A 22,028-nucleotide genomic window follows, 5' to 3' on the forward strand; every position below is an offset into this window, starting at 1 on the left:
AGTAGGACGCCGCCGGACACCCATTCACGAAAGGCCCACCCCCGCACCGGGGTGGGCCTTTCGCATACCCCCACACCACCACCAACCCACCCCGCACACCCGAGATCACCCAGGCCCCACCGCCGACCAGGCAGTGACGCACGGCCCGCGCGACCACGACGCGCACAACCACCCGCTCGGTCGCCACGACCCGCACACCGCCCTCCGGCCCGGCGGCCGGAGCATGCGAGGCCGGGCCCCGGCGAGAGTCGGCTGACACCGTGCGGCGAACCACGCTGCGCGGAACGGCCGGGGTGATGCTGCGTGCAGGGCGTGCAGGGCTCCGGCGCCACGGACGGACCGGCCGCCGCCCCGAGGCGGCCGGCTGCGTCGCGGGGTGCGCGAGGGGTGCGCGGCGGAGACAGAGCCGCGCCGAAGACGGCGCCACGGGACGTGCGCGGCGACGCGGTTCACCCGCCACACCACGACCCCGGCTCGCACCCGTGCATCGACGTCGCCGTCTGGGCGGTCGAGAAGCTGTTGGCGGGGAGGCGCCGTCGGTACGTCGCGGGCTCGAGGTCTTCTTGCCGCCGATAGTCCGCAGGGCATCGTGAAGGCGAACATCTGCCGAGCAAGCCGCGGGCCAGCCCGCCGCCTTGTCGAGCGGCCGTCGCGGAAGACGCGCGCACGGCGCTCCGACGGCACCCAGGTGGGCGACCCGGGGCTGATGGCTGGAGATCTGGGCGGCGTGATCGCCGCGCCGACACGCGCTGTGCAGGCGCTCCGCGGAACCAGCGATCGACCTTCGCAGCGCCTTCACACGACTGGTCGCGGGCGCTCGGCGCGGGGCTGACCATGGAGTACGGGTGCGCGCCGCAGAGGGCTCGTGCTGGCCGATCCGCGGGCTGGCGCAGTGAGCGACGACTCACTTGACACGTCGTGCCGCAGCGAGTGAGACTTCACTGAACGGAAACCCACTTTCGGTGGGTGGAATCGCTCCAAGGAGGATCGCTCGATGACGAGTGTGGGTCTCGAGGCATTCAACGCGGCGGACGCGGAGGTTGCCCGCGCGCGCGTGCTCTCCTGCGCGGCCGTGGCCCGGTGGGCCGACGCGGTCGTCGCCGGCCGCCCCTACGCCGACACCGCGGCGGCCCTCGCCGCGGCGCGCACCGTGGCGGACCCCTGGACCGAGGAGGAGATCGACTCGGCCCTCGCGCGCCACCCCCGGATCGGCGAGCGGGCGTCGGGGGACGACGCCGACGCCGCGCACTCCCGGCGGGAGCAGGCCGGGCTCGGCGACCTCACCGGCTCGGTTCAGGAGCGCCTGCGTGCGGGGAACCGTGCGTACGAGGAGCGCTTCGGCCACGTGTTCCTCATCCGTGCCGCGGGTCGGAGCGCCGAGGAGATCCTCGGCTCGCTCGAGGAGCGCCTCGGGAACGACGCCGCCACCGAGCGACGGATCGCCGGCCAGCAGCTACGGGAGATCGCCGTGCTGCGGCTGGAAGGAGAGCTCTCATGACCTCGCACATCACCACCCACGTGCTCGACGCGGTCTCGGGCCTGCCGGCCGCGGGCGTCGCCGTCTCCCTGTGGAGCGTCGGCGATGACGTGGCCCAGCGGCTGGCGGACGCGACGACAGACGCCGACGGCCGGGTGAAGGACCTCGGGCCGGAGTCGCTCGAGCCCGGCACCTACCGCGTGACCTTCGCGACGGGCGACTACTTCGCGGCGCAGGGCGTCGCGACCTTCTACCCGTCGATCACCATCGACTTCACCGTCGAGGCCGGGCGCGACCACTATCACGTGCCGTGCCTGCTGAGCCCGTTCGCGTACTCCACGTACCGCGGGAGCTGACGGGCCCAGGCCCGCCATCACCGGTCCCGGCACAGCCGCCGAGACCTGCGCCAGCGTCATCGCAGACGTTCCGGGCCGCCATCGTGGGCGGTCCCGGGCAACGCAACAACAGATGAAGGAGTCAGCACCATGACCGCCACCGCCACCGACACCGCCGCACAGGCCGCGACCGGCACGATCGTGCTGGGTGACAACCAGTACGGCAAGGCCGAGGTCCGCGTCATGAAGGTCGACCGCGACCAGGCGCGCCACCGCATCACCGAGCTCTCGGTGACCTCGCAGCTGCGCGGCGACTTCTCCGCCGCGCACATCGACGGCGACCAGGGCCGCGTCGTCCCCACGGACACGCAGAAGAACACGGTGTTCGCGCTCGCCAAGGACGGCATCGCCTCGCCGGAGGAGTTCGCGCTCCGCCTGGGCGAGCACTTCACCTCGAGCTTCGACTGGATCGAGGGCGGCCGCTGGGAGGCCAAGGAGTACACCTGGGAGCACATCCCCTCCTCGCTGCAGAACCACGTCACCGACGGCGAGCACGACCACGCGTTCGTCAAGGGCGGCACGGAGACGCGCACCACGGTGGTGCAGCGCGACGGTGACGAGGTCTTCGTCGTCTCGGGCCTCGAGGACCTCAAGGTCCTCAAGTCCACGGGGTCGGAGTTCCACGGCTTCCCAAAGGACCGCTACACGACGCTGCAGGAGACCACCGACCGCATCCTCGCGACGTCGGTGACCGCCCGCTGGCGCTACACCTCGCTCGACATCGACTTCAACGCCGTCTACGACGACGTGCGCCGCATCCTGCTGGAGACGTTCGCGGACGTCCACTCCCTCGCCCTGCAGCAGACGCTGTTCCAGATGGGCAAGAAGGTGCTCGAGGCGCACCCGGAGATCGGCGAGATCAAGTTCTCGATGCCGAACCTGCACCACTTCGTCGTCGACTTCGAGCCCTTCGGCCTGGAGAACCCGAACGAGGTCTTCTACGTCGCCGACCGCCCCTACGGGAAGATCGAGGCGGAGGTGAAGCGGGAGGGCGCCGACTCGGAGCCGCGCGCGTGGGCCACCGTCACGGGGTTCTGCTGATCACGGTCCCGCTGATCAGCGAAGCACGGCGCGTTCGGTTCGAAGGAGCATCGAGATGAGCACGACGACGGTCGACCAGGCGATGTCGGTCGAGAAGCCGGCAGGCGGCCGGCCCGAGGACGAGCGGTACCCGCTCGGCAAGACCTTCCTCTACGGCCTGCAGCACATCATGACGATGTACGGAGGAGTGATCGCGCCGCCGATCATCGTCGGGCAGGCGGCCGGCCTCGACGGCGCGCAGATCGGCGTGCTGGTCTCGGCGGCGCTGCTCGTCAGCGGCCTGGCCACGGCGCTCCAGACGCTGGGCATCCGCTTCTTCGGGTCGCAGCTCCCGCTCGTCCAGGGGATCTCGTTCGCCACCGTGTCCACGATGGTCGCGGTGGCGAGCGGGGACGGCGGGCTGCCCGCCGTCTTCGGCGCGATCATCGTGGCGGCCGCCATCGGCCTGGCGATCACCCCGTTCTTCGCCCAGGTCGTGCGGTTCTTCCCGCCGGTCGTGACGGGCACGATCATCACGATCATCGGGGTGTCGCTGCTGCCCACCGCCGCCGGCTGGATGATGGGCGGCGACGCGGAGGCCGCCGACTGGGGCTCCGTCCCGAACATCGCGCTCGCGCTGGGCACGCTGGTCGTGGTCCTCGTGCTCAGCCGGTTCCTGCAGGGCACGATCTCTCGGCTGTCCATCCTCTTCGGGCTGGTCATCGGCACGGTCGTGGCGGTGCCGCTGGGGCTCGCGGACTTCTCGGAGGTCGGGCAGGGGGCCGTGTTCGAGCTCCCGACACCGTTCGCGTTCGGCATGCCCGTGTTCGAGCTCGGCGCCATCCTCTCGATGACGATCGTGATCCTCGTGATCATGACGGAGACCACCGCCGACCTCATCGCCATCGGCGAGGTGCTGGACACCAAGGTCGACTCGAAGCGGGTCGGCGACGGGCTGCGGGCCGACATGGCGGCCACCCTGGTGGCGCCGCTGCTGAACTCGTTCCCGGCTTCGGCGTTCGCGCAGAACGTGGGCCTGGTGGCGATCACCGGCATCCGCTCGCGGTTCGCCGTCGCGGCGGGCGGCGCGGTCCTGGGCGTCCTGGGGCTGTTCCCGGTGCTCGGCCGCGTGGTCGCGGCCATCCCGGCCCCCGTGCTCGGTGGGGCCGGCATCGTGCTGTTCGGGTCCGTGGCCGTGTCCGGCATCCGCACGCTGTCGCGCGTCGAGTACGAGGGCAACCTCAACCTCACGCTCGTGGCGGTGGCGCTCGGCTTCGGCATCATCCCGATCGCCGTTCCCGACTTCTACGACCAGTTCCCGACCTGGGTGGGCATGATCTTCCACTCCGGCATCGCGGCCGCCGCGGTGGTGTCGGTGCTGCTGAACCTCGTCTTCAACGAGATCCGGTGGGGGCGACGCAGCAAGGACCCGTCGGTGTTCACGGCAGGCTCCTCCGCGCGGCTCGTCGTGACCGAGGAGCAGGAGCAGCGCCGGGCGGAGTACTTTGTGCGGCTCGACGCCGAGCACCGGGCTGCGCGCCGCGCCCGCCTCAACGCGGACGTGCAGGCGCGGATGCGCCACGGCCACGGGCGTCGCTCGGGCTGCGTGTCGGCGATCGACCTCGACGCCGACGGGGTGCCCGACGTCCTGCAGATCCGCGAGGGGGCCCGCGCCGCGGTCGCGGAGCGCCGCCCCGACGCCGACGCGCGCCCGCTGGTGCACGCGGGCGCCGGCGACCCGGGGGAGGGGTGAGCCGGATGCGGCCCCGGGCGCCGTCAGGCCGCGAGCAGCTCCTTGGAGATGGTCTCGGCCACCTCGTGCAGCAGGGGGAGGGCGGCCTCGCCGAACTCGTAGGTGACGCGGGCCGCCGGTCCGGACACCGAGAGGGCGGTGGGCGTGGGGGCTCCCTTGACCGGGACGGCGAAGCACCGCACGCCGATCTCCTGCTCGCCGTCGTCGACGGCGTACCCCTGCTCGCGGATGGTGCCGATCTCCTTGAGGAGGTCGTCCGGGTCCGTGATCGACAGGTCGGTGGCCGGCGGCATCCCGACGCGGCCCATGATGTCGCGGATGGTCTGGTCAGGCAGCTCTGCGAGCACCATCTTGCCGACGCCGGTGCAGTGCGTGTAGACGCGGCGGCCCACCTCGGTGAACATCCGCATCGAGTACGACGACGAGGCCTGCGCCACGTAGACCACCATGTCGCGGTCGATCATCGCGAGGTTGGCGCTCTCGCCGAGCTCGCGGGCCAGGCGCTCCAGGTGGGGGCGGGCGCTGGCGCCGAGCTGGCGGCCGGCGCTCTCGCCGAGGCGGATCAGCCGCGGACCGAGGGTGTACCGGCGGGACGGGAGCTGGCGGGCGTAACCGCGGCCGACGAGGGTCCGCATCAGCCGGTGGATCGTCGGGAGCGGGAGGCCGGCCGCGGCCGCCAGCTCGCTCAGCGCGGCGTCGCCGCCCAGGTCGGTCATGATCTCGAGCAGGTCGATCGCCCGGTCCACCGACTGGACTCCGGTGCCGTTCGCCATGGTCAGGTCCCCCTCCGCAACGTGGTGTGAACCGTTCCCGGTTCTAGAAACCATCCTTCCACATCTCGAAACTTCATGTCATCAGCTCCCTGAGTCATCAGCTCCCTGAAAGGAAACCCTGGCCATGGCGATGCCCAGCCCCAGCTACACGATCACCCTCCGCGTCGAGGCGCCGGCGTCCCAGCGCGCGACGAGCGAGATCGTCCACGAGATCGCCACGGCCGGCGGCTCGGTGATGGGCGTCGACATCGCGCAGTCGCACACCGACACGATCGTCGCCGACGTCACCTGCGACACCGTGGACGCCGAGCACGGCGAGCGGATCGTCGAGGCCCTCGACGCCCTCGACGGCGTGCGCGTGCTGAAGATGTCGGACTCGACGTTCCTCATGCACCTCGGCGGGAAGATCTCCGTGACGCCGAAGGTGCCGCTCAAGACCCGGCGCGACCTGTCCCGCGCGTACACGCCGGGCGTCGCCCGCGTCTGCCTCGCGATCGCCGACCGCCCGGAGGACGCGCGCCGCCTGACCATCAAGCGCAACACCGTCGCGGTGGTGACCGACGGCACCGCCGTCCTGGGCCTCGGCGACATCGGGCCGGCGGCCGCCATGCCGGTGATGGAGGGCAAGGCCGCACTGTTCAAGCAGTTCGCCGACGTCGACGCATGGCCCATCGCCCTCGACACGACGGACACCGAGGAGATCATCCGGACCGTCAAGGCGATCGCGCCCGGCTTCGGCGGCGTGAACCTCGAGGACATCTCCGCCCCGCGCTGCTTCGAGATCGAGAAGCGCCTGCGCGAGGAGCTGGACATCCCCGTGTTCCACGACGACCAGCACGGCACCGCCATCGTGGTGCTGGCGGCGCTGATCAACGCCCTCAAGGTCGTGGGCAAGAAGATCGAGGACGTGCGCATCGCCGTCTCCGGCGTCGGCGCCGCCGGCTCCGCCATCATCCGCCTGCTGCTCGCCCAGGGCGCCCGCGACATCATCGGCTTCGACCGCCACGGCGCGCTCACCGCCGAGTCGGCGCACGGCGACGAGAACCGCGCGTGGATCGTGGAGAACACGAACCCGTCCGGCTTCACCGGCACGCTCAAGGAGGGTCTCGCGGGCGCCGACGTGTTCGTCGGCGTGTCGGCCGGCAACATCCTCACGGGCGCCGACGTCGCGCGGATGAACGACGACGCGATCGTGTTCGCCCTCGCGAACCCGACCCCCGAGGTCGACCCGATCGCCGCCGGCGAGACGGCCGCCGTCGTCGCCACGGGCCGCAGCGACTACCCGAACCAGATCAACAACGTGCTGGCGTTCCCGGGTCTGTTCCGCGGCCTGCTCGACGCGGGCGCCACCCAGATCACCGACGAGATGCTGCGCGTCGCGGCCGTCGCGATCTCCTCGGTGGTGAGCGAGGACGAGCTCAACTCCGCGTTCATCATCCCCGGCGTCTTCGACAGCCGTGTGGCCGAGGCGGTCGCCGACGCCGTCCGGGCCGAGGGCCTCAAGGAGGTCCCGCCGGCGGACCAGCGCGCCGATGACGCCGAGCACCTGGCGCAGCACCTGGGCCGGGCGCTGCACCCGGAGACGGCGGTGGCGCGATGAAGGTCTCCCTCGACCAGGCCGCCCTCGGCGACGTCGAGCGCCGCCTCGCCGAGCACGACGCCCACCTCGAGCGCGCCTACCCGGGCGACGACGGCACGCGCCAGCCGGTGCACACCGTCTACGTCCCGGCGCACCGCTACACCGCGGGGCTCGCCGCGGAGTGGGGCGCGCAGGCCTGGGCCGCCGTCCAGGCGCAGGGGACCGACGCGCTCCTGGACGCCGTCGGCGTGCGCGCCGACCTCCGCGACGCGGTCGCCGCCCAGGTGGAGCGCAAGCTCGCGACCGAGCCGATCGAGGACCTGCGTATCGATCTCGAGGACGGGTACGGGACGCACCCCGACTCGGCCGAGGACGAGGTCGCCGCGGCGGCCGCCGCGGCCCTGCGCGTCGAGCTGGACGCGGGCGGCGCGACGCCGTTCGTGGGCATCCGCTTCAAGTGCTTCGAGCGGCCGACGCGGGCGCGCGGGCTGCGCACGCTGGACGTCTTCGTCAGCACGCTGGCGTCGTCGGGCGACCTGCCCGAGGGGCTCGTCCTGACCCTGCCGAAGGTGACCGCCGTCGCGCAGGTCGAGGCGATGGTCGCGGTGTGCGAGCGCCTCGAGGAGGCGAACGGGCTCCCCGCGGGCCGGCTGCGGTTCGAGGTGCAGGTGGAGACGCCGCAGTCGATCCTCGACGCGGCGGGCACGGCCACGGTCGCGCGGATGATCCACGCGGGCGGCGGGCGCGTCAGCGGCCTGCACTACGGCACCTACGACTACTCGGCGTCGCTCGGGATCTCCGCGGCGTACCAGTCGATGGAGCACCCGGCGGCGGACCTCGCCAAGGAGGTCATGCAGCTCGCGGCCGCGGGGACGGGCGTGCGCCTGTCCGACGGGTCGACGAACGTGCTGCCGGTCGGCGACGACGCGCAGGTGCGCGCCGCGTGGGCGAACCACGGGCGCCTCGTGCGCCGCTCGCTGGAGCGCGGGTTCTACCAGGGCTGGGACCTGCACCCGGCCCAGCTGCCGAGCCGGTTCGCCGCGACGTACGCGTTCTACCGCGAGGGCTTCGAGCCCGCGGCCGAGCGGCTGTCGAACTACGTGAACGAGGTGGAGGGCGCGGTGCTCGACGAGCCCGCCACCGCCAAGGCGCTCGCGTGGTACCTCAAGCGCGGCCTCGACTGCGGAGCCCTCGGCGCCGACGAGATCGTCACGCGCACCGGCCTGCAGCCGGCGGAGCTCACGGCGATGGTCACACGCCCCCTCGGCGGCTGATCTCGCGCTCCCGCAGCGCACGGCCACGACGGCCCGGCAGGACGACGTCCTGCCGGGCCGTCGGCGTGTGCGCCGGATCACGACCGGAGGCCGGGACGGGCCCCCTGCGGGGTTGACCTATCCGCCCGACCCGGCGTAGCGTTTTCACTACAAGGAACCAAACTTCCATCTGGCGAAAGCGAGTCAGCGATGACGGACCAGATCCCCTACACCGTGAACTGCTCGATCCTCCTCACGGACCTGCCGCTCCTGGAGCGTCCGGCGGCCGCCAAGGCGGCCGGGTTCGACGGCGTCGAGCTATGGTGGCCCTTCGCCACCCCGACGCCCGCGGCGGACGAGATCGACGCCCTCGTCGGCGCGCTGGCCGACGCCGGCGTGCAGCTGACGGGCCTCAACTTCGACGCCGGCAACATGCCCGGCGGCGACCGCGGCCTGATCTCCTGGCCGGAGCGGTCGGCGGACCTGCGCGCCAACCTCGACGTCGTCGCCCGCATCGGCGAGCGCACCGGCTGCCGCGCGTTCAACGCGCTCTACGGCAACCGGGTCGACGGCGTGGACCCGGCGGCCCAGGACGAGCTCGGCGCCGAGAACCTCGCGCTGGCCGCGAAGGCGGTCGAGCGCATCGGCGGCACCGTGCTGGTGGAGCCGGTCTCCGGCACCCCCGCGTACCCGCTGAAGACGTCGGCCGACGCCGTCGCCGTCCTGGACCGCGTCCGCGACGAGCACGGGGCCACCAACCTGGGCCTGCTCTTCGACGTCTACCACCTGTCGGTCAACGGCTCGGACGTCGACCTGGACCTCAAGACCTACGGCGACCGCATCGCCCACGTCCAGGTCGCCGACGCCCCCGGCCGCGGCGCCCCGGGCAGCGGGGACCTGCCGATCCAGCGCTGGATCGGCGACCTGCGCGCCGCCGGCTACGCCGGCCCCGTCGGCCTCGAGTACAAGACGGCCGACGCCGACCCGTTCGCCTGGCTGCCCCGCGCCGAGCGCTCCGCGCGCTGAGCGCCCACCGCGACCCCCTCGACCTCCCCGGAAGGACCCGACCAATGAGCACCATCGCCTTCATCGGCCTCGGCATCATGGGCAGCCCGATGGCCGTCCACCTGCAGGACGCCGGGCACGCCGTCATCGGCTACAACCGCACCGCCGCCAAGGCGCAGCCCCTCGTCGAGGCCGGCGGGACCGCCGCCTCGTCGGTGGCCGAGGCCGTCAAGGCGGCCGACGTCGTCGCGATCATGGTGCCGGACTCGCCGGACGTCGAGGGCGTCCTCACCGGGGACGACGGCGTCCTCGCCCACGCCCAGCCGGGCACCCTGATCATCGACTTCTCGTCGATCCGCCCGGACGTGACGGTCGCGCTCGCCGAGCAGGCGACGGCCGCCGGCTTCCGCTACCTCGACGCGCCGGTCTCCGGCGGCGAGGCGGGCGCCAAGAACGCCGCGCTGTCGATCATGGTGGGCGGCTCGGCGGAGGACTTCGCCGCGGCGTCCGAGGTGTTCGACGCGGTCGGCAAGACCGTCGTGCACGTGGGCCCCTCGGGCTCCGGCCAGACGGTCAAGGCCGCCAACCAGCTCATCGTCGCCGGCAACATCGCGCTGCTGGCCGAGGCCGTGATCTTCCTCGAGGCGTTCGGCGTCGACACCGAGGCGGCCGTGAAGGTCCTCGGCGGCGGGCTCGCCGGGTCGGCGGTGCTCAACCAGAAGGCCGAGAAGATGCTGGGCCGCGAGTTCGCCCCCGGGTTCCGCATCGACCTGCACCACAAGGACCTGGGCATCTTCACGTCCGCCGCGCGCGAGCAGGGCGTCGTCGCCCCCGTCGGCGCCGTCGTCGCGCAGCTCATGGCCGCGGCCCGCGCCGAGGGCGACGGGTCGCTGGACCACTCCGGCCTGTTCAACGCGATCGCGCGCCTGTCCGGTCGCGACTGACCGCCCCGAAACGACCCAGAAGACTCGAAGGAGAGCACCATGCCCCGCATGCGCGCGGTCGACGCCGCGGTCGCCATCCTGGCGAAGGAGGGTGCCACCGAGGCCTTCGGCCTCCCCGGCGCCGCCATCAACCCGTTCTACGACGCCATGCGCCAGCACGGCGGCATCCACCACGTGCTCGCCCGGCACGTCGAGGGCGCGTCGCACATGGCCGACGGCTACTCGCGCGCCGAGCGCGGCAACATCGGCATCTGCATCGGCACGTCGGGGCCCGCGGGCACCGACATGATCACCGGCCTGTACGCCGCGTGGGCCGACTCGATCCCGATGCTGTGCATCACGGGCCAGGCCCCGGTGGCCAAGCTCGACAAGGAGGACTTCCAGGCCGTCGACATCGCGTCGATCGCCGCGCCGGTCACCAAGCTGGCCAAGACGGTCCTCGAGGCGTCGCAGGTGCCGGGCGTCTTCCAGCGCGCGTTCCAGCTGATGCGCTCCGGCCGCCCCGGCCCGGTGCTCATCGACCTGCCGATCGACGTGCAGATGACGGAGATCGAGTTCGACCCGGAGACCTACGAGCCGCTGGCGCCCGAGCGTCCCGAGGCCACGCGCGAGCAGGTCGCCAAGGCCCTGAACATGCTGCTCGCCGCGGAGCGTCCCCTGATCGTGGCCGGCGGCGGCATCATCAACGCCGGCGCGGAGGCCGAGCTCGTCGAGCTCGCCGAGACCCTCGGCGTCCCGGTGGTGCCGACCCTCATGGGCTGGGGCGCGATCCCCGACGACCACCCGCTGACCGCGGGCATGGTCGGCATCCAGACGTCGCACCGCTACGGCAACGCGACGTTCCTGGAGTCGGACTTCGTCATCGGCGTCGGCAACCGGTGGGCCAACCGCCACACCGGCGGCCTGAAGACGTACACCGAGGGCCGCACCTTCGTGCACGTCGACATCGAGCCCACGCAGATCGGCCGCGTGTTCGCGCCCGACTACGGCGTGGTGTCCGACGCGGGCGCGTTCCTGCGCACCGCGCTCGAGGTCGCCGCCGAGCGCAAGGCCGCCGGCCAGGTGCCGGACTGGTCGGCGTGGGCCGCGTCCGCGCAGGAGCGCAAGGGGCAGCTGCAGCGCAAGACGCACTTCACCGAGGTGCCGATCAAGCCGCAGCGCGTGTACGAGGAGATGAACAAGGCGTTCGGCCGCGACACGGTCTACGTCACCACGATCGGCCTGTCGCAGATCGCCGGCGCGCAGCTGCTGCACACGTACCACCCGCGGCACTGGATCAACGCCGGCCAGGCGGGCCCGCTGGGCTGGACCGGCCCGGCCGCGCTGGGCGTGTCCCGCGCGCTGCCCGAGGGCAACGTCGTGGCGCTGTCGGGCGACTACGACTTCCAGTTCATGCTGGAGGAGCTCGCGGTGGGCGCGCAGCACCACCTGCCCTACGTGCACGTGGTGGTGAACAACGCCTACCTCGGCCTGATCCGCCAGTCGCAGCGCGCGTTCGACATGGACTTCCACGTGTCCCTCGCGTTCGACAACATCAACATGTCGGGCGGCGGCGGGGAGCCCGAGGGCTACGGCGTGGACCACGTCAAGGTCGCCGAGGCGCTGGGCTGCAAGGCGATCCGGGTCAAGGACCCGGAGGACCTGGCGGCGGCGTTCGCCAAGGCGCAGGCCATGACCGCGGAGTTCCGCGTCCCCGTGGTGGTCGAGGTCATCCTCGAGCGCGTCACCAACATCGCGATGGGCGCCGAGCTCGACGGGGTGAACGAGTTCGAGGACCTGGCCATCTCGGCCGAGGACTCGCCCACGGCCATCGCGCTGCTCGACTGAGCGCGAGCGGCTGAGCGGTACCCGACGACGGCGACGGGAGAGACGATGACGAGGACGGGCAGCGACGGACGGGGAGGTGGAGCGACCGTGACGACGACGGGACCGACGACGGCGCGCGTGCTGCTCGCCCCGGACAAGTTCAAGGGCTCCCTGACCGCGCGGGAGGTCGCCGCCCACCTGGCGGCCGGCCTGCGCCGCGCGGTGCCCGGCGTCGTCGTCGACCAGCTCCCCGTGGCCGACGGCGGCGAGGGCACCCTCGAGGCGGCCCTCGCCGCCGGGTACACGGCGGTGGACCTGGTGGCGACCGGCCCCCTCGGGGAACCGGTGGCCACCCGGTACGCCCGCCGCGGCGGCACCGCCGTCGTCGAGATGGCCGCGGTCACCGGGCTCGCGATGGTGCGCCCGACGGCGGCCACGGCGCTCGCCGCCACCTCCCGCGGACTCGGCGAGGTGATCGCGCACGCCCTCGACGCGGGGGCGCGCGAGATCGTCGTCGGCGTCGGCGGCTCGGCCAGCACGGATGGCGGAGCGGGCATGCTCGCCGCGCTCGGCGCGCGGCTCGCGTCGGGGGCCGGGGACGTCGCCGACGGCGGCGGCCACCTGCACGAGCTGACCGACGTGGACCTCGCGGGGCTGCACCCCGCGCTCGCGGACACCGAGATCGTGCTCGCGAGCGACGTGGACAACCCGCTGCTCGGCGAGCACGGCGCGGCCGCCGTCTACGGGCCGCAGAAGGGCGCCGACGCCGGCACGATCGCCGAGCTGGAGCTGGGCCTGGTCACCTGGGTGGACGTCCTCGCGACCGTGGGCGTCACCGGCGCTCGCGGGTACGCGGCGGCGCCCGGCGCGGGCGCGGCCGGGGGAGTGGGCTTCGCGTGCCTACTGCTCGGCGCCGAGCGGCGCCCCGGCGTCGAGGAGGTGCTCGCCCTCACGGGCTTCACCGAGCGCCTCGCCGGCGTGGATCTCGTCGTCACCGGCGAGGGCAGCCTCGACCGCCAGTCCCTGCACGGCAAGACGCCGGTGGGCGTCGCGGCCGCGGCGGCCGCGGCCGGCGTGCCGACGGTCGCCGTGTGCGGCCGTACCACCCTGAGCCCCGAGAGCGCCGCCGCCGCCGGCCTCCGCGCGGTGCACGCCCTCACCGACGTCGAGCCGGACGTCGCCCGCTGCATCGCCGAGGCGGGCCCGCTGCTCGAGACCCTCGCCGCGCGGCTCGCCGGCCACCTCCCGGTGCCCGCCGCAGCGGACCCCGCGACGATCACGATGGAGAACGCATGACCACCGCACCCCACGACCTCGTCGTCCGCGCCGCCCGCGCGCTGACCCCCGACGGCGAGCGCGCCGTCGAGGTCGGCGTGACGGCCGGCCGGATCGCGGCGGTCGTCCCGCTCGGCACCGGGCTCGCCGGTGCCGAGGTGCTGGACCTCGCCGAGGACGAGGTGCTGCTGCCCGGCCTCGTCGACTCGCACGTGCACGTCAACGAGCCCGGCCGCACCGAGTGGGAGGGCTTCGCCACCGCGACGCGCGCCGCGGCCGCCGGCGGCGTCACGACCATCGTCGACATGCCGCTCAACTCGTTGCCGCCCACGACCTCGGTCGCGAACCTCGAGGTCAAGAGGCAGCGCGCGGTGGACCAGGCCTTCGTCGACGTGGGCTTCTGGGGCGGCGCGGTGCCGGGCAACACGGCCGACCTGCGCCCCCTGCACGACGCGGGCGTCTTCGGCTTCAAGTGCTTCCTCGCGGACTCGGGGGTACCGGAGTTCGGGCACCTCGAGACCGACGAGCTGCGCGCCGACCTGGCCGAGCTGACCACGTTCGGCGGCATGATGATCGTGCACGCCGAGGACCCGGGCACGCTCGAGGACGCCCCGCAGGAGCCGGGCCGCGACTACAAGACCTTCCTCGCCTCGCGCCCCGCGAAGGCCGAGTCGACGGCGATCGCGGCGCTCATCGACGCGGCGCGCGCCACCGGCGCCCGCGCGCACGTCCTGCACCTGTCGGACGCCGACTCCCTGCCGATGATCGCCGCGGCGCGGGCCGACGGCGTGCGCCTCACGGTCGAGACGTGCCCGCACTACCTGTCGCTGGACGCCGACCACGTGCCCGACGGCGCGACGGCGTACAAGTGCTGCCCGCCGATCCGCGAGCAGGACAACCAGGACCGCCTCTGGCAGGGGCTGCGCGACGGCCTCATCGACGTCGTCGTGACCGACCACTCGCCGGCCACCGCCGAGCTCAAGCAGCCGGCCTCCGGCGACTTCGCGGAGGCGTGGGGCGGCGTGGCCTCGCTCCAGCTCGGGCTGGCCGTCGTGTGGACCGAGGCGCGCCGCCGCGGCGTCCCGCTGGCGGAGGTCGTGGGCTGGATGTCCGCCGGCCCGGCCGCGCTGGTCGGCCTGGAGCGCAAGGGCGGCATCGCCGTCGGCAAGGACGCGGACCTCGCGGTCTTCGCGCCCGACGCGACGTTCGTCGTCGACCCGACGCGCCTGCACCACAAGAACCCGGTCACGCCGTACGCCGGTCGCGACCTCACGGGCGTGGTGCGCCGCACGCTGCTGCGCGGGCGCGCCGTGGGTGACGAGCCCACCGGCACCCTGCTGCGCCGCGGCGAGGCCTGAGCCGAGCCCTGACGAGACCGACGACGAGCACGACGACGAGAACGACCACGAAGGACGACTGACATGACGCGACTCCAGCCGGGCGACACCGCCCCCGACTTCACCCTCACCGACTCCGCCGGCGCCGCCGTGTCCCTCGCGGACGTGCGCGCCGGGGCGGACAAGGGCGTCGTCGTGTACTTCTACCCGAAGGCGGGCACCCCGGGGTGTACCACCGAGGCGTGCGACTTCCGCGACAACCTCGCGTCGCTCGCCGGGGCCGGGTACGCCGTCGTCGGGGTCTCCGCGGACCCGGTCGAGGACATCCGCGCCTTCGTGGAGGCCGAGCACCTGACCTTCCCCCTGCTGAGCGACGCGGACCACGCGGTGGCCGACGCCTACGGCACGTGGGGCCCGAAGACGATCGGCGACCGGACGTTTGACGGCGTGCACCGCTGCACGTTCGTCGTCGACCCGGACGGCACGCTCCGCAGCGCGGAGTACGACGTCGAGGCGACGGGCCACGTGGCCGCTCTCCGCCAGCAGCTGGTGGGTGCCTGAGCACCCACGACCCGGTAGGGTCGGCTGGCAGGTTTCCGCTAGGCGTAATACGAATTCCGCTGTGCAAGCGCACGGCTGCAGCACACCCCCGTAGAACGAGAACAAGGAGGGACTGTCGTGGAGCTCCCCGACGGCCTGACCATCACCGCCGAGATCGGTGAGCGCGACACCGAGGTGCTCACCCCGGCCGCGCTCGACCTCATCGTCACCCTGCACCGGCAGCTCGGCGCCCGCCGCCTCGAGCTGCTGGACGCGCGGGCCCGTCGCCGCGAGGCGCTCGCCGACGGCGGCACGCTCGACTTCCTGCCCGAGACGGCGCACGTCCGCGCCGACGACTCCTGGAAGGTCGCGCCCCCGGCCCCCGGCCTGGTCGACCGCCGCGTCGAGATCACCGGCCCCACCGACCGCAAGATGACGATCAACGCGCTCAACTCGGGCGCGAAGACGTGGCTCGCGGACCAGGAGGACGCCAACACGCCGCAGTGGCGCAGCGTGGTGGGCGGCCAGCTCAACCTGCTCGACGCGATCGGGCGCCGGATCGACTTCACCAACGAGGCCGGCAAGACCTACGCCCTCAAGCCCGACGAGGAGCTCGCGACGATCATCGTGCGCCCCCGCGGCTGGCACATGAACGAGAAGCACGTCCTCGTCGACGGCGAGCAGACGTCGGGCGGGCTCGTGGACTTCGCGCTCTACGTCGCCACGGCCGGCCTGCGGCAGATCGAGAAGGGCCTCGGGCCGTACTTCTACCTGCCGAAGATGGAGTCGCACCTCGAGGCGCGCCTGTGGAACGAGGCGTTCGTCCTCGCCCAGGACACCCTCGGCATCCCGCGCGGCACCATCCGCGCCACGGTGCTCATCGAGACCATCCCGGCCGCGTTCGAGATGGAGGAGATCCTCTACGAGCTGCGCGAGCACTCCGCCGGCCTCAACGCCGGCCGCTGGGACTACCTCTTCTCCGTGGTGAAGAACTTCCGCACCCGCGGCGCGGAGTTCCTGCTGCCCGACCGCAACCAGATCACGATGACGGTGCCGTTCATGCGGGCCTACACCGAGCTCCTGGTCTCGACGTGCCACAAGCGCGGCGCGCACGCGATCGGCGGCATGGCCGCCTTCATCCCGAGCAAGGACGCCGAGGCCAACGAGCAGGCGTACGCGAAGGTCCGCGCGGACAAGGCCCGCGAGGCCGGCGACGGCTTCGACGGCTCCTGGGTGGCGCACCCGGGCATGGTCGCCACCTGCAAGGAGGTCTTCACCGAGGTGCTGGGGGAGCGGCCGAACCAGATCGACCGCACCCGCGACGACGTGCGCGTGACCGCTGCGGACCTGCTGTCCGTGGACAAGACGCCCGGCACGGTCACCGAGGTCGGCCTGCGCAACAACGTCTCCGTGGGCATCCAGTACCTCCAGGCCTGGCTGGGCGGCCTCGGCGCCGTCGCCATCTTCGGCCTCATGGAGGACGCCGCGACCGCGGAGATCTCCCGGTCGCAGGTGTGGCAGTGGCTGCACAACGGCGTCGTCCTCGCCGACTCGGGCGAGAAGGTGACCCGCGAGCTCGTCGACCGCGTCGTCGAGGAGGAGGTGGCGAAGCTCCCGGGCGACGCCGCCGACTACGACGAGGCGCGGACCACCTTCATGGAGGTCGCCGTCGCCGACGAGTACATCGACTTCCTCACGACGGCCGCCTACGAGCGGATGGACTGAGGAACCCGGCACCGCTCGGCTGCGACGGGGGCGCCGAGCACCGCCGGTGCGTGACGGCCGGGACCATGTTCTGTGTGACGTGGTCCCGGCCGTTTCGTGCTCTCCGGCGTCGTCCCTGGCGTCACACGGAGACAACCTCCCCGACACGTGGCGCCCACTAGACTGGCGGCCATGTCCACCATCTCCCGAGACGAGGTCGCGCGCGTCGCCGCCCTGGCCCGGATCGACCTGCGCGACGACGAGGTCGACCGGCTCGCCGGCGAGCTCGACGTCATCGTCGACTCGATCGCCCGCGTGAACGAGGTCGCCACCCCCGACGTGCCCGCGACGAGCCACCCGCTGCCCATGACCAACGTGTTCCGCGAGGACGTGCCGCAGCCCGCGCTGCCCGTCGCGGACGTGCTGGCCGCCGCGCCGGACGCCCAGGACGGGCGCTTCGCCGTGCCGCAGATCCTCGGGGAGGAGTGAGATGACGGACCTGACCCGCCTCAGCGCGGCGGAGCTCGCCGACGTCCTGGCCCGCAAGGAGGCCTCGAGCGTCGAGGCCACGCGCGCGCACCTGGACCGCATCGCGGCCGTCGACGGCGACGTGCACGCGTTCCTGCACGTGAGCGACGAGGACGCGCTGGCCACGGCCGCCGACGTCGACGCCCGCCGCGCCGCCGGCGAGGAGCTGCACCCGCTGGCCGGCGTGCCGATCGCGCTCAAGGACATCGTGGTCACGAAGGGCATGCCCTCGACCGCCGGCTCCAAGATCCTCGAGGGCTGGATCCCGCCCTACGACGCGACGCTCGTCGAGAAGATCCGGGCCGCGGGCCTGCCGATCCTCGGCAAGACGAACATGGACGAGTTCGCGATGGGCTCCTCCACGGAGCACTCCGCGTTCGGCGACACCCACAACCCGTGGGCCCTCGACCGCATCCCCGGCGGCTCGGGCGGCGGCTCGGCGGCCGCCGTGGCCGCCTTCGAGGCGCCGCTCGCGATCGGCACCGACACCGGCGGCTCGATCCGCCAGCCGGGCGCCGTCACGGGCACCGTCGGCGTCAAGCCCACCTACGGCAGCGTGTCCCGCTACGGCCTCATCGCGATGGCGTCGTCGCTGGACCAGGCCGGCCCCGTCACCCGCACGGTCCTGGACTCCGCGCTCCTGCACGAGCTCGTCGGCGGGCACGACCCCCGCGACTCCACGTCCATCCCCGAGGCGCTGCCGCCGCTGGTCGAGGCCGCCCGCGCCGGCGCGCTGGGCGACCTGTCCGGCCTGCGCGTGGGTGTCGTGACGCAGCTGCAGGGCGAGGGCTACCAGCCGGGCGTGCTGGCCCGGTTCCACGAGTCGCTCGAGCTGCTCACCAAGGCCGGTGCCGAGGTCGTCGAGGTCTCCTGCCCGAGCTTCGACTACGCGCTCGCCGCGTACTACCTGATCATGCCCGCGGAGGCGTCGAGCAACCTCGCGAAGTTCGACGGCATGCGCTTCGGGCTGCGCGTCGAGCCCACCGACGGCCCGGTCACCGCGGAGCGCGTCATGGCCGCCACCCGCGGCGCCGGCTTCGGCGACGAGGTCAAGCGCCGCGTCATCCTGGGCACCTACGCCCTGTCGGCCGGCTACTACGACGCCTACTACGGCAGCGCGCAGAAGGTCCGTACGCTCATCCAGCGCGACTTCGACTCGGCGTTCTCGCAGGCCGACGTGCTGGTCTCGCCCACGGCGCCCACCACGGCGTTCAAGCTGGGGGAGAAGCTGGACGACCCGCTGGCGATGTACCTCAACGACGTCGCGACCATCCCGGCCAACCTCGCCGGCGTGCCGGGCATCTCGGTGCCCAACGGCCTGTCCGACGACGGCCTGCCCGTCGGGTTCCAGATCCTCGCGCCGGCGAAGGCGGACGACCGCCTCTACCGTGTCGGCGCCGCGCTCGAGTCGGCCCTCGAGTCCACCTGGGGCGCCCCGCTGCTGTCGCGCGCGCCCGAGCTGGGCTGACGGCGGAGAACAGGAGACCACCACTGTGACCACCACGACCCCTGCTCTCGTCGCCTACGACGACGCCGTGCGCCGGTACGACCCGGTGCTCGGCATCGAGGTGCACGTCGAGCTCGGCACCCGCACCAAGATGTTCTGCGCGGCGGAGCAGTCCTTCGGCGCCGAGCCGAACACGCAGACCACGCCGGTCTCGCTCGGCCTGCCGGGCGCGCTGCCCGTCGTCAACGGCACCGCCGTCGAGTACGCGATCCGCATCGGCCTGGCGCTCAACTGCCAGATCGCGGAGACCTGCCGCTTCGCCCGGAAGAACTACTTCTACCCGGACGTGCCGAAGAACTTCCAGACCTCGCAGTACGACGAGCCGATCGCCTACGAGGGCTGGCTCGACGTCGAGCTCGAGGACGGCACCGTGCACCGCGTCGAGATCGAGCGCGCGCACATGGAGGAGGACGCCGGCAAGAACACGCACGTCGGCGGCTCCGCGGGCCGCATCCATGGCGCCGAGTACTCGCTGGTCGACTACAACCGCGCCGGCGTCCCGCTGGTGGAGATCGTCACCAAGCCGATCACCGGCGCGGGGGAGCGGGCGCCCGAGGTGGCCCGCGCCTACGTGCAGGCGCTGCGCGACATCTTCCGGGTGCTCGGCGTCTCCGAGGCCCGCATGGAGCGCGGCAACGTCCGCGCCGACGTCAACCTCTCGCTGCGCCCCACGCCTGAGTCGCCGCTGGGCACGCGCACGGAGACGAAGAACGTCAACTCCTTCCGGTCCGTGGAGCGGGCCGTGCGCTACGAGGTCTCGCGGCAGGCCGCGCTCCTGGACGCCGGGCAGACCGTGATCCAGGAGACGCGCCACTTCCACGAGGAGGACGGCTCGACGTCGCCCGGCCGCGTGAAGTCCGACGCCGAGGACTACCGGTACTTCCCGGAGCCCGACCTCGTGCCGGTGGCCCCGTCGCGCGAGTGGGTCGAGGAGATCCGCGCCACCCTGCCGGAGCTGCCGCAGGCCCGCCGTCGCCGCCTGCACGACGAGTGGGGTTTCGCGGACGCCGAGATGCGCGACGTCGTCAACGCGGGCGCCCTGGACCTCGTCGAGGCCACGGTGGCCGCGGGCGCGAGCCCGGCCGCCGCGCGCAAGTGGTGGATGGGCGAGCTGGCCCGCCGCGCCAAGCAGGAGGAGGTCGAGCTCGCGGACCTCGCGATCACGCCCGCGCAGATCGGCGAGCTCCAGCAGCTCGTCGACTCCGGCCGCATCAACGACAAGATCGCCCGGCAGGTGCTCGACGGCGTGCTCGCCGGCGAGGGCGGCCCGGAGGAGGTCGTGGTGGCCCGCGGGCTGGAGGTCGTCTCCGACGACGGCCCGCTCCTCGAGGCGATCGACGCGGCGCTCGCGGCGCAGCCGGACATCGTGGAGAAGGTCCGCTCCGGCAACCAGGGGCCCGTGGGCGCCATCATCGGCTCCGTCATGAAGGCCACCAAGGGTCAGGCGGACGCCAAGCGCGTGCGCGAGCTGGTGCTGGAGAGGATCGGCTGATGCGCTCGCCCGTCCTGCACGGGGAGCTCGTGCGCCTGCGCGCGCTCGAGGCGCGGGACGCCGACCGGTTGTGGGCGTCGCTGCGCGACCCCGACAACGGCCGGCTCTCGGGGATGGGCACCAGCGGTGCCTCGTCCCGCGCCGAGGTGGGCTCGTGGGCGGCGACCGCGGCGGACCTGGCCGGCCGGTACGACTGGGCGGTCACGTCGGCGGCCGTGCGGGACGGGGAGCTCGTCAGCGACGACCTCCTGGGCGAGATCTCCCTCGACCAGGTGGACCTGCGGCTGATGTCGGCCAACCTGCGCCTGCGGATGATGCCGGACTACCGCGGCCGCGGGTACGGGCGCGAGGCCATCGGCGAGGTGCTGCGGTTCGCGTTCGACCCGGCGGGCCCCGGCCTGCACCGGGTCAGCCTCGCGGTGACGAGCATCAACCCGCGGGCCCGCGCGCTGTACGACTCGCTCGGCTTCCGCGAGGAGGGGCGCCTGCGCGACGCCTTCCGCGACGGGCAGGGCTGGGCCGACGCCATCGTCATGGGCATCCTCGAGGACGAGTTCCGCGCGGGGGCCGGCGAGGGCTGAGCGCCCGCCCGCCGTACGACGCCGGCACCCGCGACTTCGCGGGGGCCGGCGTCGTCGTTCCCGACCATTCTTGACACCGCCGCCGGCACCCCATAAATTCATATAGCAGAAACAGTTTTCCGTTACATGGAAGAACTGCGAGGCAAGGACACGAGTCGCATCGACGGCGAGCGAGGAGCGAGACCCATGACCCAGACCACCCGCTACTACACCCCGCAGGGCGGGCTGCCCGGGCAGGAGGAGCTGCTCACGGACCGAGCGATCGTCACCGAGGCGTACACCGTCATCCCGCGCGGCGTGCTCCGCGACATCGTCACCTCGAACCTGCCCGGCTGGGACAAGACCCGCCTGTGGGTGCTCGCGCGCCCCGTCGAGGGCTTCGCGACGACGTTCGCGCAGTACGTCGTCGAGGTCTCCCCGGGCGGCGGCACCGACCGCGGCGAGATCGAGGAGACCGTGCAGTCGGTCGTCTTCGTCACCGAGGGCACGCTGGTGCTGACCGTCGGCGGCGCCGAGCACGTCCTCGAGCCGGGCGGCTACGCCTACCTCGCGGCCGGCGACGCCTGGGCGCTGCACAACCGCTCGGACGCCAAGGCCGCGTTCCAGTGGGTCCGCAAGGTCTACGAGCGCATCGACGGCCATGAGGCCAAGACCTTCGTCACGCGCGAGCAGGACGTCGAGCCGCGCCCCATGCCCGACACCGACGGCGCCTGGGCCACGACGCGCTTCGTCGACCCCGACGACCTCGCGCACGACATGCACGTCAACATCGTGACGTTCCAGCCCGGCGGCTCCATCCCCTTCGCGGAGACGCACATCATGGAGCACGGCCTGTACGTGCTCGAGGGCAAGGCGGTCTACCGCCTCAACGGCGACTGGGTGGAGGTGCAGGAGGGCGACTTCATGTGGCTGCGCGCCTTCTGCCCGCAGGCCTGCTACGCCGGCGGCCCCAAGCCCTTCCGCTACCTGCTCTACAAGGACGTGAACCGGCAGGTGAAGCTGGACCGCCGCTGACCGCGGCCACCGCGGCGACACCCTGCCGCAGCACCCCGGCGACCG

General features: G+C 72.8%; 19 protein-coding genes. 18 read left to right on the plus strand and 1 reads right to left on the minus strand.

The window, feature by feature from the left end:
- Positions 1-994: 994 nt before the first annotated feature.
- The 4 genes from uraD to ACWF41_RS13190 all read left to right on the plus strand — a co-directional run bounded on the left by uraD (position 995) and on the right by ACWF41_RS13190 (position 4,645).
- Positions 995-1,498: a 2-oxo-4-hydroxy-4-carboxy-5-ureidoimidazoline decarboxylase gene (uraD, locus tag ACWF41_RS13175; protein ID WP_380325646.1), complete on the plus strand. Its 504-nt coding sequence runs from the start codon at positions 995-997 to the stop codon at positions 1,496-1,498.
- Positions 1,495-1,833 carry a hydroxyisourate hydrolase gene (uraH, locus tag ACWF41_RS13180; RefSeq protein ID WP_380325643.1) on the plus strand — a complete coding sequence of 113 codons (339 nt, stop codon included), beginning with the start codon at positions 1,495-1,497 and terminating at the stop codon, positions 1,831-1,833. Before uraD ends, uraH begins: the two co-directional genes overlap by 4 nt.
- Positions 1,834-1,962: 129 nt before the next feature.
- Complete coding sequence (pucL, locus tag ACWF41_RS13185; RefSeq protein WP_380325640.1) at positions 1,963-2,913, plus strand: factor-independent urate hydroxylase; 951 nt, start codon at positions 1,963-1,965, stop codon at positions 2,911-2,913.
- A 55-nt stretch (positions 2,914-2,968) separates the two neighbouring features.
- Entirely contained in the window at positions 2,969-4,645 is a 1,677-nt protein-coding gene (locus ACWF41_RS13190; RefSeq protein WP_380325637.1) for a nucleobase:cation symporter-2 family protein, read from the plus strand.
- Between the two features lie 23 nt (positions 4,646-4,668).
- Here the strand turns inward: ACWF41_RS13190 and ACWF41_RS13195 are convergent, their stop codons facing one another.
- Entirely contained in the window at positions 4,669-5,418 is a 750-nt protein-coding gene (locus ACWF41_RS13195; RefSeq protein WP_380325634.1) for an IclR family transcriptional regulator, read from the minus strand.
- Between the two features lie 124 nt (positions 5,419-5,542).
- Here ACWF41_RS13195 and ACWF41_RS13200 point away from each other — a divergent pair, with 124 nt between their 5' ends.
- The 14 genes from ACWF41_RS13200 (at position 5,543) to ACWF41_RS13265 (ending at position 21,983) form a co-directional block, all read left to right on the plus strand.
- A complete protein-coding gene (locus tag ACWF41_RS13200; RefSeq protein WP_380325631.1) occupies positions 5,543-7,018 on the plus strand; it encodes an NAD-dependent malic enzyme in 1,476 nt (491 codons plus the stop codon).
- A complete protein-coding gene (locus ACWF41_RS13205; RefSeq protein ID WP_380325628.1) occupies positions 7,015-8,271 on the plus strand; it encodes a DUF6986 family protein in 1,257 nt (418 codons plus the stop codon). Before ACWF41_RS13200 ends, ACWF41_RS13205 begins: the two co-directional genes overlap by 4 nt.
- A 201-nt stretch (positions 8,272-8,472) precedes the next feature.
- A complete protein-coding gene (locus ACWF41_RS13210; RefSeq protein WP_380324005.1) occupies positions 8,473-9,276 on the plus strand; it encodes a hydroxypyruvate isomerase family protein in 804 nt (267 codons plus the stop codon).
- Complete coding sequence (locus tag ACWF41_RS13215) at positions 9,273-10,199, plus strand: 2-hydroxy-3-oxopropionate reductase (protein WP_380347067.1); 927 nt, start codon at positions 9,273-9,275, stop codon at positions 10,197-10,199. The genes ACWF41_RS13210 and ACWF41_RS13215 overlap by 4 nt, the downstream gene beginning before the upstream one ends.
- A 39-nt stretch (positions 10,200-10,238) precedes the next feature.
- Positions 10,239-12,026: a glyoxylate carboligase gene (gcl, locus tag ACWF41_RS13220; RefSeq protein WP_380323999.1), complete on the plus strand. Its 1,788-nt coding sequence runs from the start codon at positions 10,239-10,241 to the stop codon at positions 12,024-12,026.
- A gap of 87 nt (positions 12,027-12,113) precedes the next feature.
- Positions 12,114-13,301, plus strand: a complete 1,188-nt coding sequence (locus tag ACWF41_RS13225) for a glycerate kinase (RefSeq protein ID WP_380323997.1) — start codon at positions 12,114-12,116, stop codon at positions 13,299-13,301.
- A complete protein-coding gene (gene allB, locus ACWF41_RS13230) occupies positions 13,298-14,638 on the plus strand; it encodes an allantoinase AllB (protein ID WP_380323994.1) in 1,341 nt (446 codons plus the stop codon). The genes ACWF41_RS13225 and allB overlap by 4 nt, the downstream gene beginning before the upstream one ends.
- 63 nt (positions 14,639-14,701) lie before the next feature.
- The gene (gene bcp, locus ACWF41_RS13235) at positions 14,702-15,178 is read left to right on the plus strand and encodes a thioredoxin-dependent thiol peroxidase (protein WP_380323991.1); all 477 of its coding nucleotides are present in this window, start codon (positions 14,702-14,704) and stop codon (positions 15,176-15,178) included.
- A gap of 117 nt (positions 15,179-15,295) precedes the next feature.
- On the plus strand, positions 15,296-16,882 hold the full coding sequence (gene aceB, locus ACWF41_RS13240) for a malate synthase A (RefSeq protein ID WP_380323988.1): 1,587 nt from the start codon (positions 15,296-15,298) through the stop codon (positions 16,880-16,882).
- Between the two features lie 171 nt (positions 16,883-17,053).
- Positions 17,054-17,350, plus strand: a complete 297-nt coding sequence (gene gatC / locus ACWF41_RS13245; protein ID WP_380323985.1) for an Asp-tRNA(Asn)/Glu-tRNA(Gln) amidotransferase subunit GatC — start codon at positions 17,054-17,056, stop codon at positions 17,348-17,350.
- Between the two features lies 1 nt (position 17,351).
- Entirely contained in the window at positions 17,352-18,857 is a 1,506-nt protein-coding gene (gene gatA / locus ACWF41_RS13250) for an Asp-tRNA(Asn)/Glu-tRNA(Gln) amidotransferase subunit GatA (protein WP_380323983.1), read from the plus strand.
- A gap of 25 nt (positions 18,858-18,882) precedes the next feature.
- Positions 18,883-20,388 (plus strand): Asp-tRNA(Asn)/Glu-tRNA(Gln) amidotransferase subunit GatB, encoded by a 1,506-nt coding sequence (gene gatB / locus ACWF41_RS13255; protein ID WP_380323980.1) that lies wholly within the window; start codon positions 18,883-18,885, stop codon positions 20,386-20,388.
- On the plus strand, positions 20,388-20,969 hold the full coding sequence (locus tag ACWF41_RS13260) for a GNAT family N-acetyltransferase (RefSeq protein ID WP_380323977.1): 582 nt from the start codon (positions 20,388-20,390) through the stop codon (positions 20,967-20,969). The genes gatB and ACWF41_RS13260 overlap by 1 nt, the downstream gene beginning before the upstream one ends.
- Before the next feature lie 186 nt (positions 20,970-21,155).
- Positions 21,156-21,983 (plus strand): bifunctional allantoicase/(S)-ureidoglycine aminohydrolase, encoded by an 828-nt coding sequence (locus ACWF41_RS13265; RefSeq protein ID WP_380323974.1) that lies wholly within the window; start codon positions 21,156-21,158, stop codon positions 21,981-21,983.
- Positions 21,984-22,028 lie beyond the last annotated feature (45 nt).

It is taken from the genome of Isoptericola sp. NPDC055063 (genome assembly GCF_053608125.1).

What these genes read in the sequence shown, in the direction of transcription:
- uraD (WP_380325646.1), top strand. Translation starts at nt 995, where the DNA reads ATGACGAGTGTGGGTCTCGAGGCATTCAACGCGGCGGACGCGGAGGTT.
- uraH (WP_380325643.1), top strand. Translation starts at nt 1,495, where the DNA reads ATGACCTCGCACATCACCACCCACGTGCTCGACGCGGTCTCGGGCCTG.
- pucL (WP_380325640.1), top strand. Translation starts at nt 1,963, where the DNA reads ATGACCGCCACCGCCACCGACACCGCCGCACAGGCCGCGACCGGCACG.
- ACWF41_RS13190 (WP_380325637.1), top strand. Translation starts at nt 2,969, where the DNA reads ATGAGCACGACGACGGTCGACCAGGCGATGTCGGTCGAGAAGCCGGCA.
- ACWF41_RS13195 (WP_380325634.1), bottom strand. Translation starts at nt 5,418, where the DNA reads ATGGCGAACGGCACCGGAGTCCAGTCGGTGGACCGGGCGATCGACCTG.
- ACWF41_RS13200 (WP_380325631.1), top strand. Translation starts at nt 5,543, where the DNA reads ATGGCGATGCCCAGCCCCAGCTACACGATCACCCTCCGCGTCGAGGCG.
- ACWF41_RS13205 (WP_380325628.1), top strand. Translation starts at nt 7,015, where the DNA reads ATGAAGGTCTCCCTCGACCAGGCCGCCCTCGGCGACGTCGAGCGCCGC.
- gcl (WP_380323999.1), top strand. Translation starts at nt 10,239, where the DNA reads ATGCCCCGCATGCGCGCGGTCGACGCCGCGGTCGCCATCCTGGCGAAG.
- allB (WP_380323994.1), top strand. Translation starts at nt 13,298, where the DNA reads ATGACCACCGCACCCCACGACCTCGTCGTCCGCGCCGCCCGCGCGCTG.
- bcp (WP_380323991.1), top strand. Translation starts at nt 14,702, where the DNA reads ATGACGCGACTCCAGCCGGGCGACACCGCCCCCGACTTCACCCTCACC.
- gatC (WP_380323985.1), top strand. Translation starts at nt 17,054, where the DNA reads ATGTCCACCATCTCCCGAGACGAGGTCGCGCGCGTCGCCGCCCTGGCC.
- gatA (WP_380323983.1), top strand. Translation starts at nt 17,352, where the DNA reads ATGACGGACCTGACCCGCCTCAGCGCGGCGGAGCTCGCCGACGTCCTG.
- ACWF41_RS13260 (WP_380323977.1), top strand. Translation starts at nt 20,388, where the DNA reads ATGCGCTCGCCCGTCCTGCACGGGGAGCTCGTGCGCCTGCGCGCGCTC.
- ACWF41_RS13265 (WP_380323974.1), top strand. Translation starts at nt 21,156, where the DNA reads ATGACCCAGACCACCCGCTACTACACCCCGCAGGGCGGGCTGCCCGGG.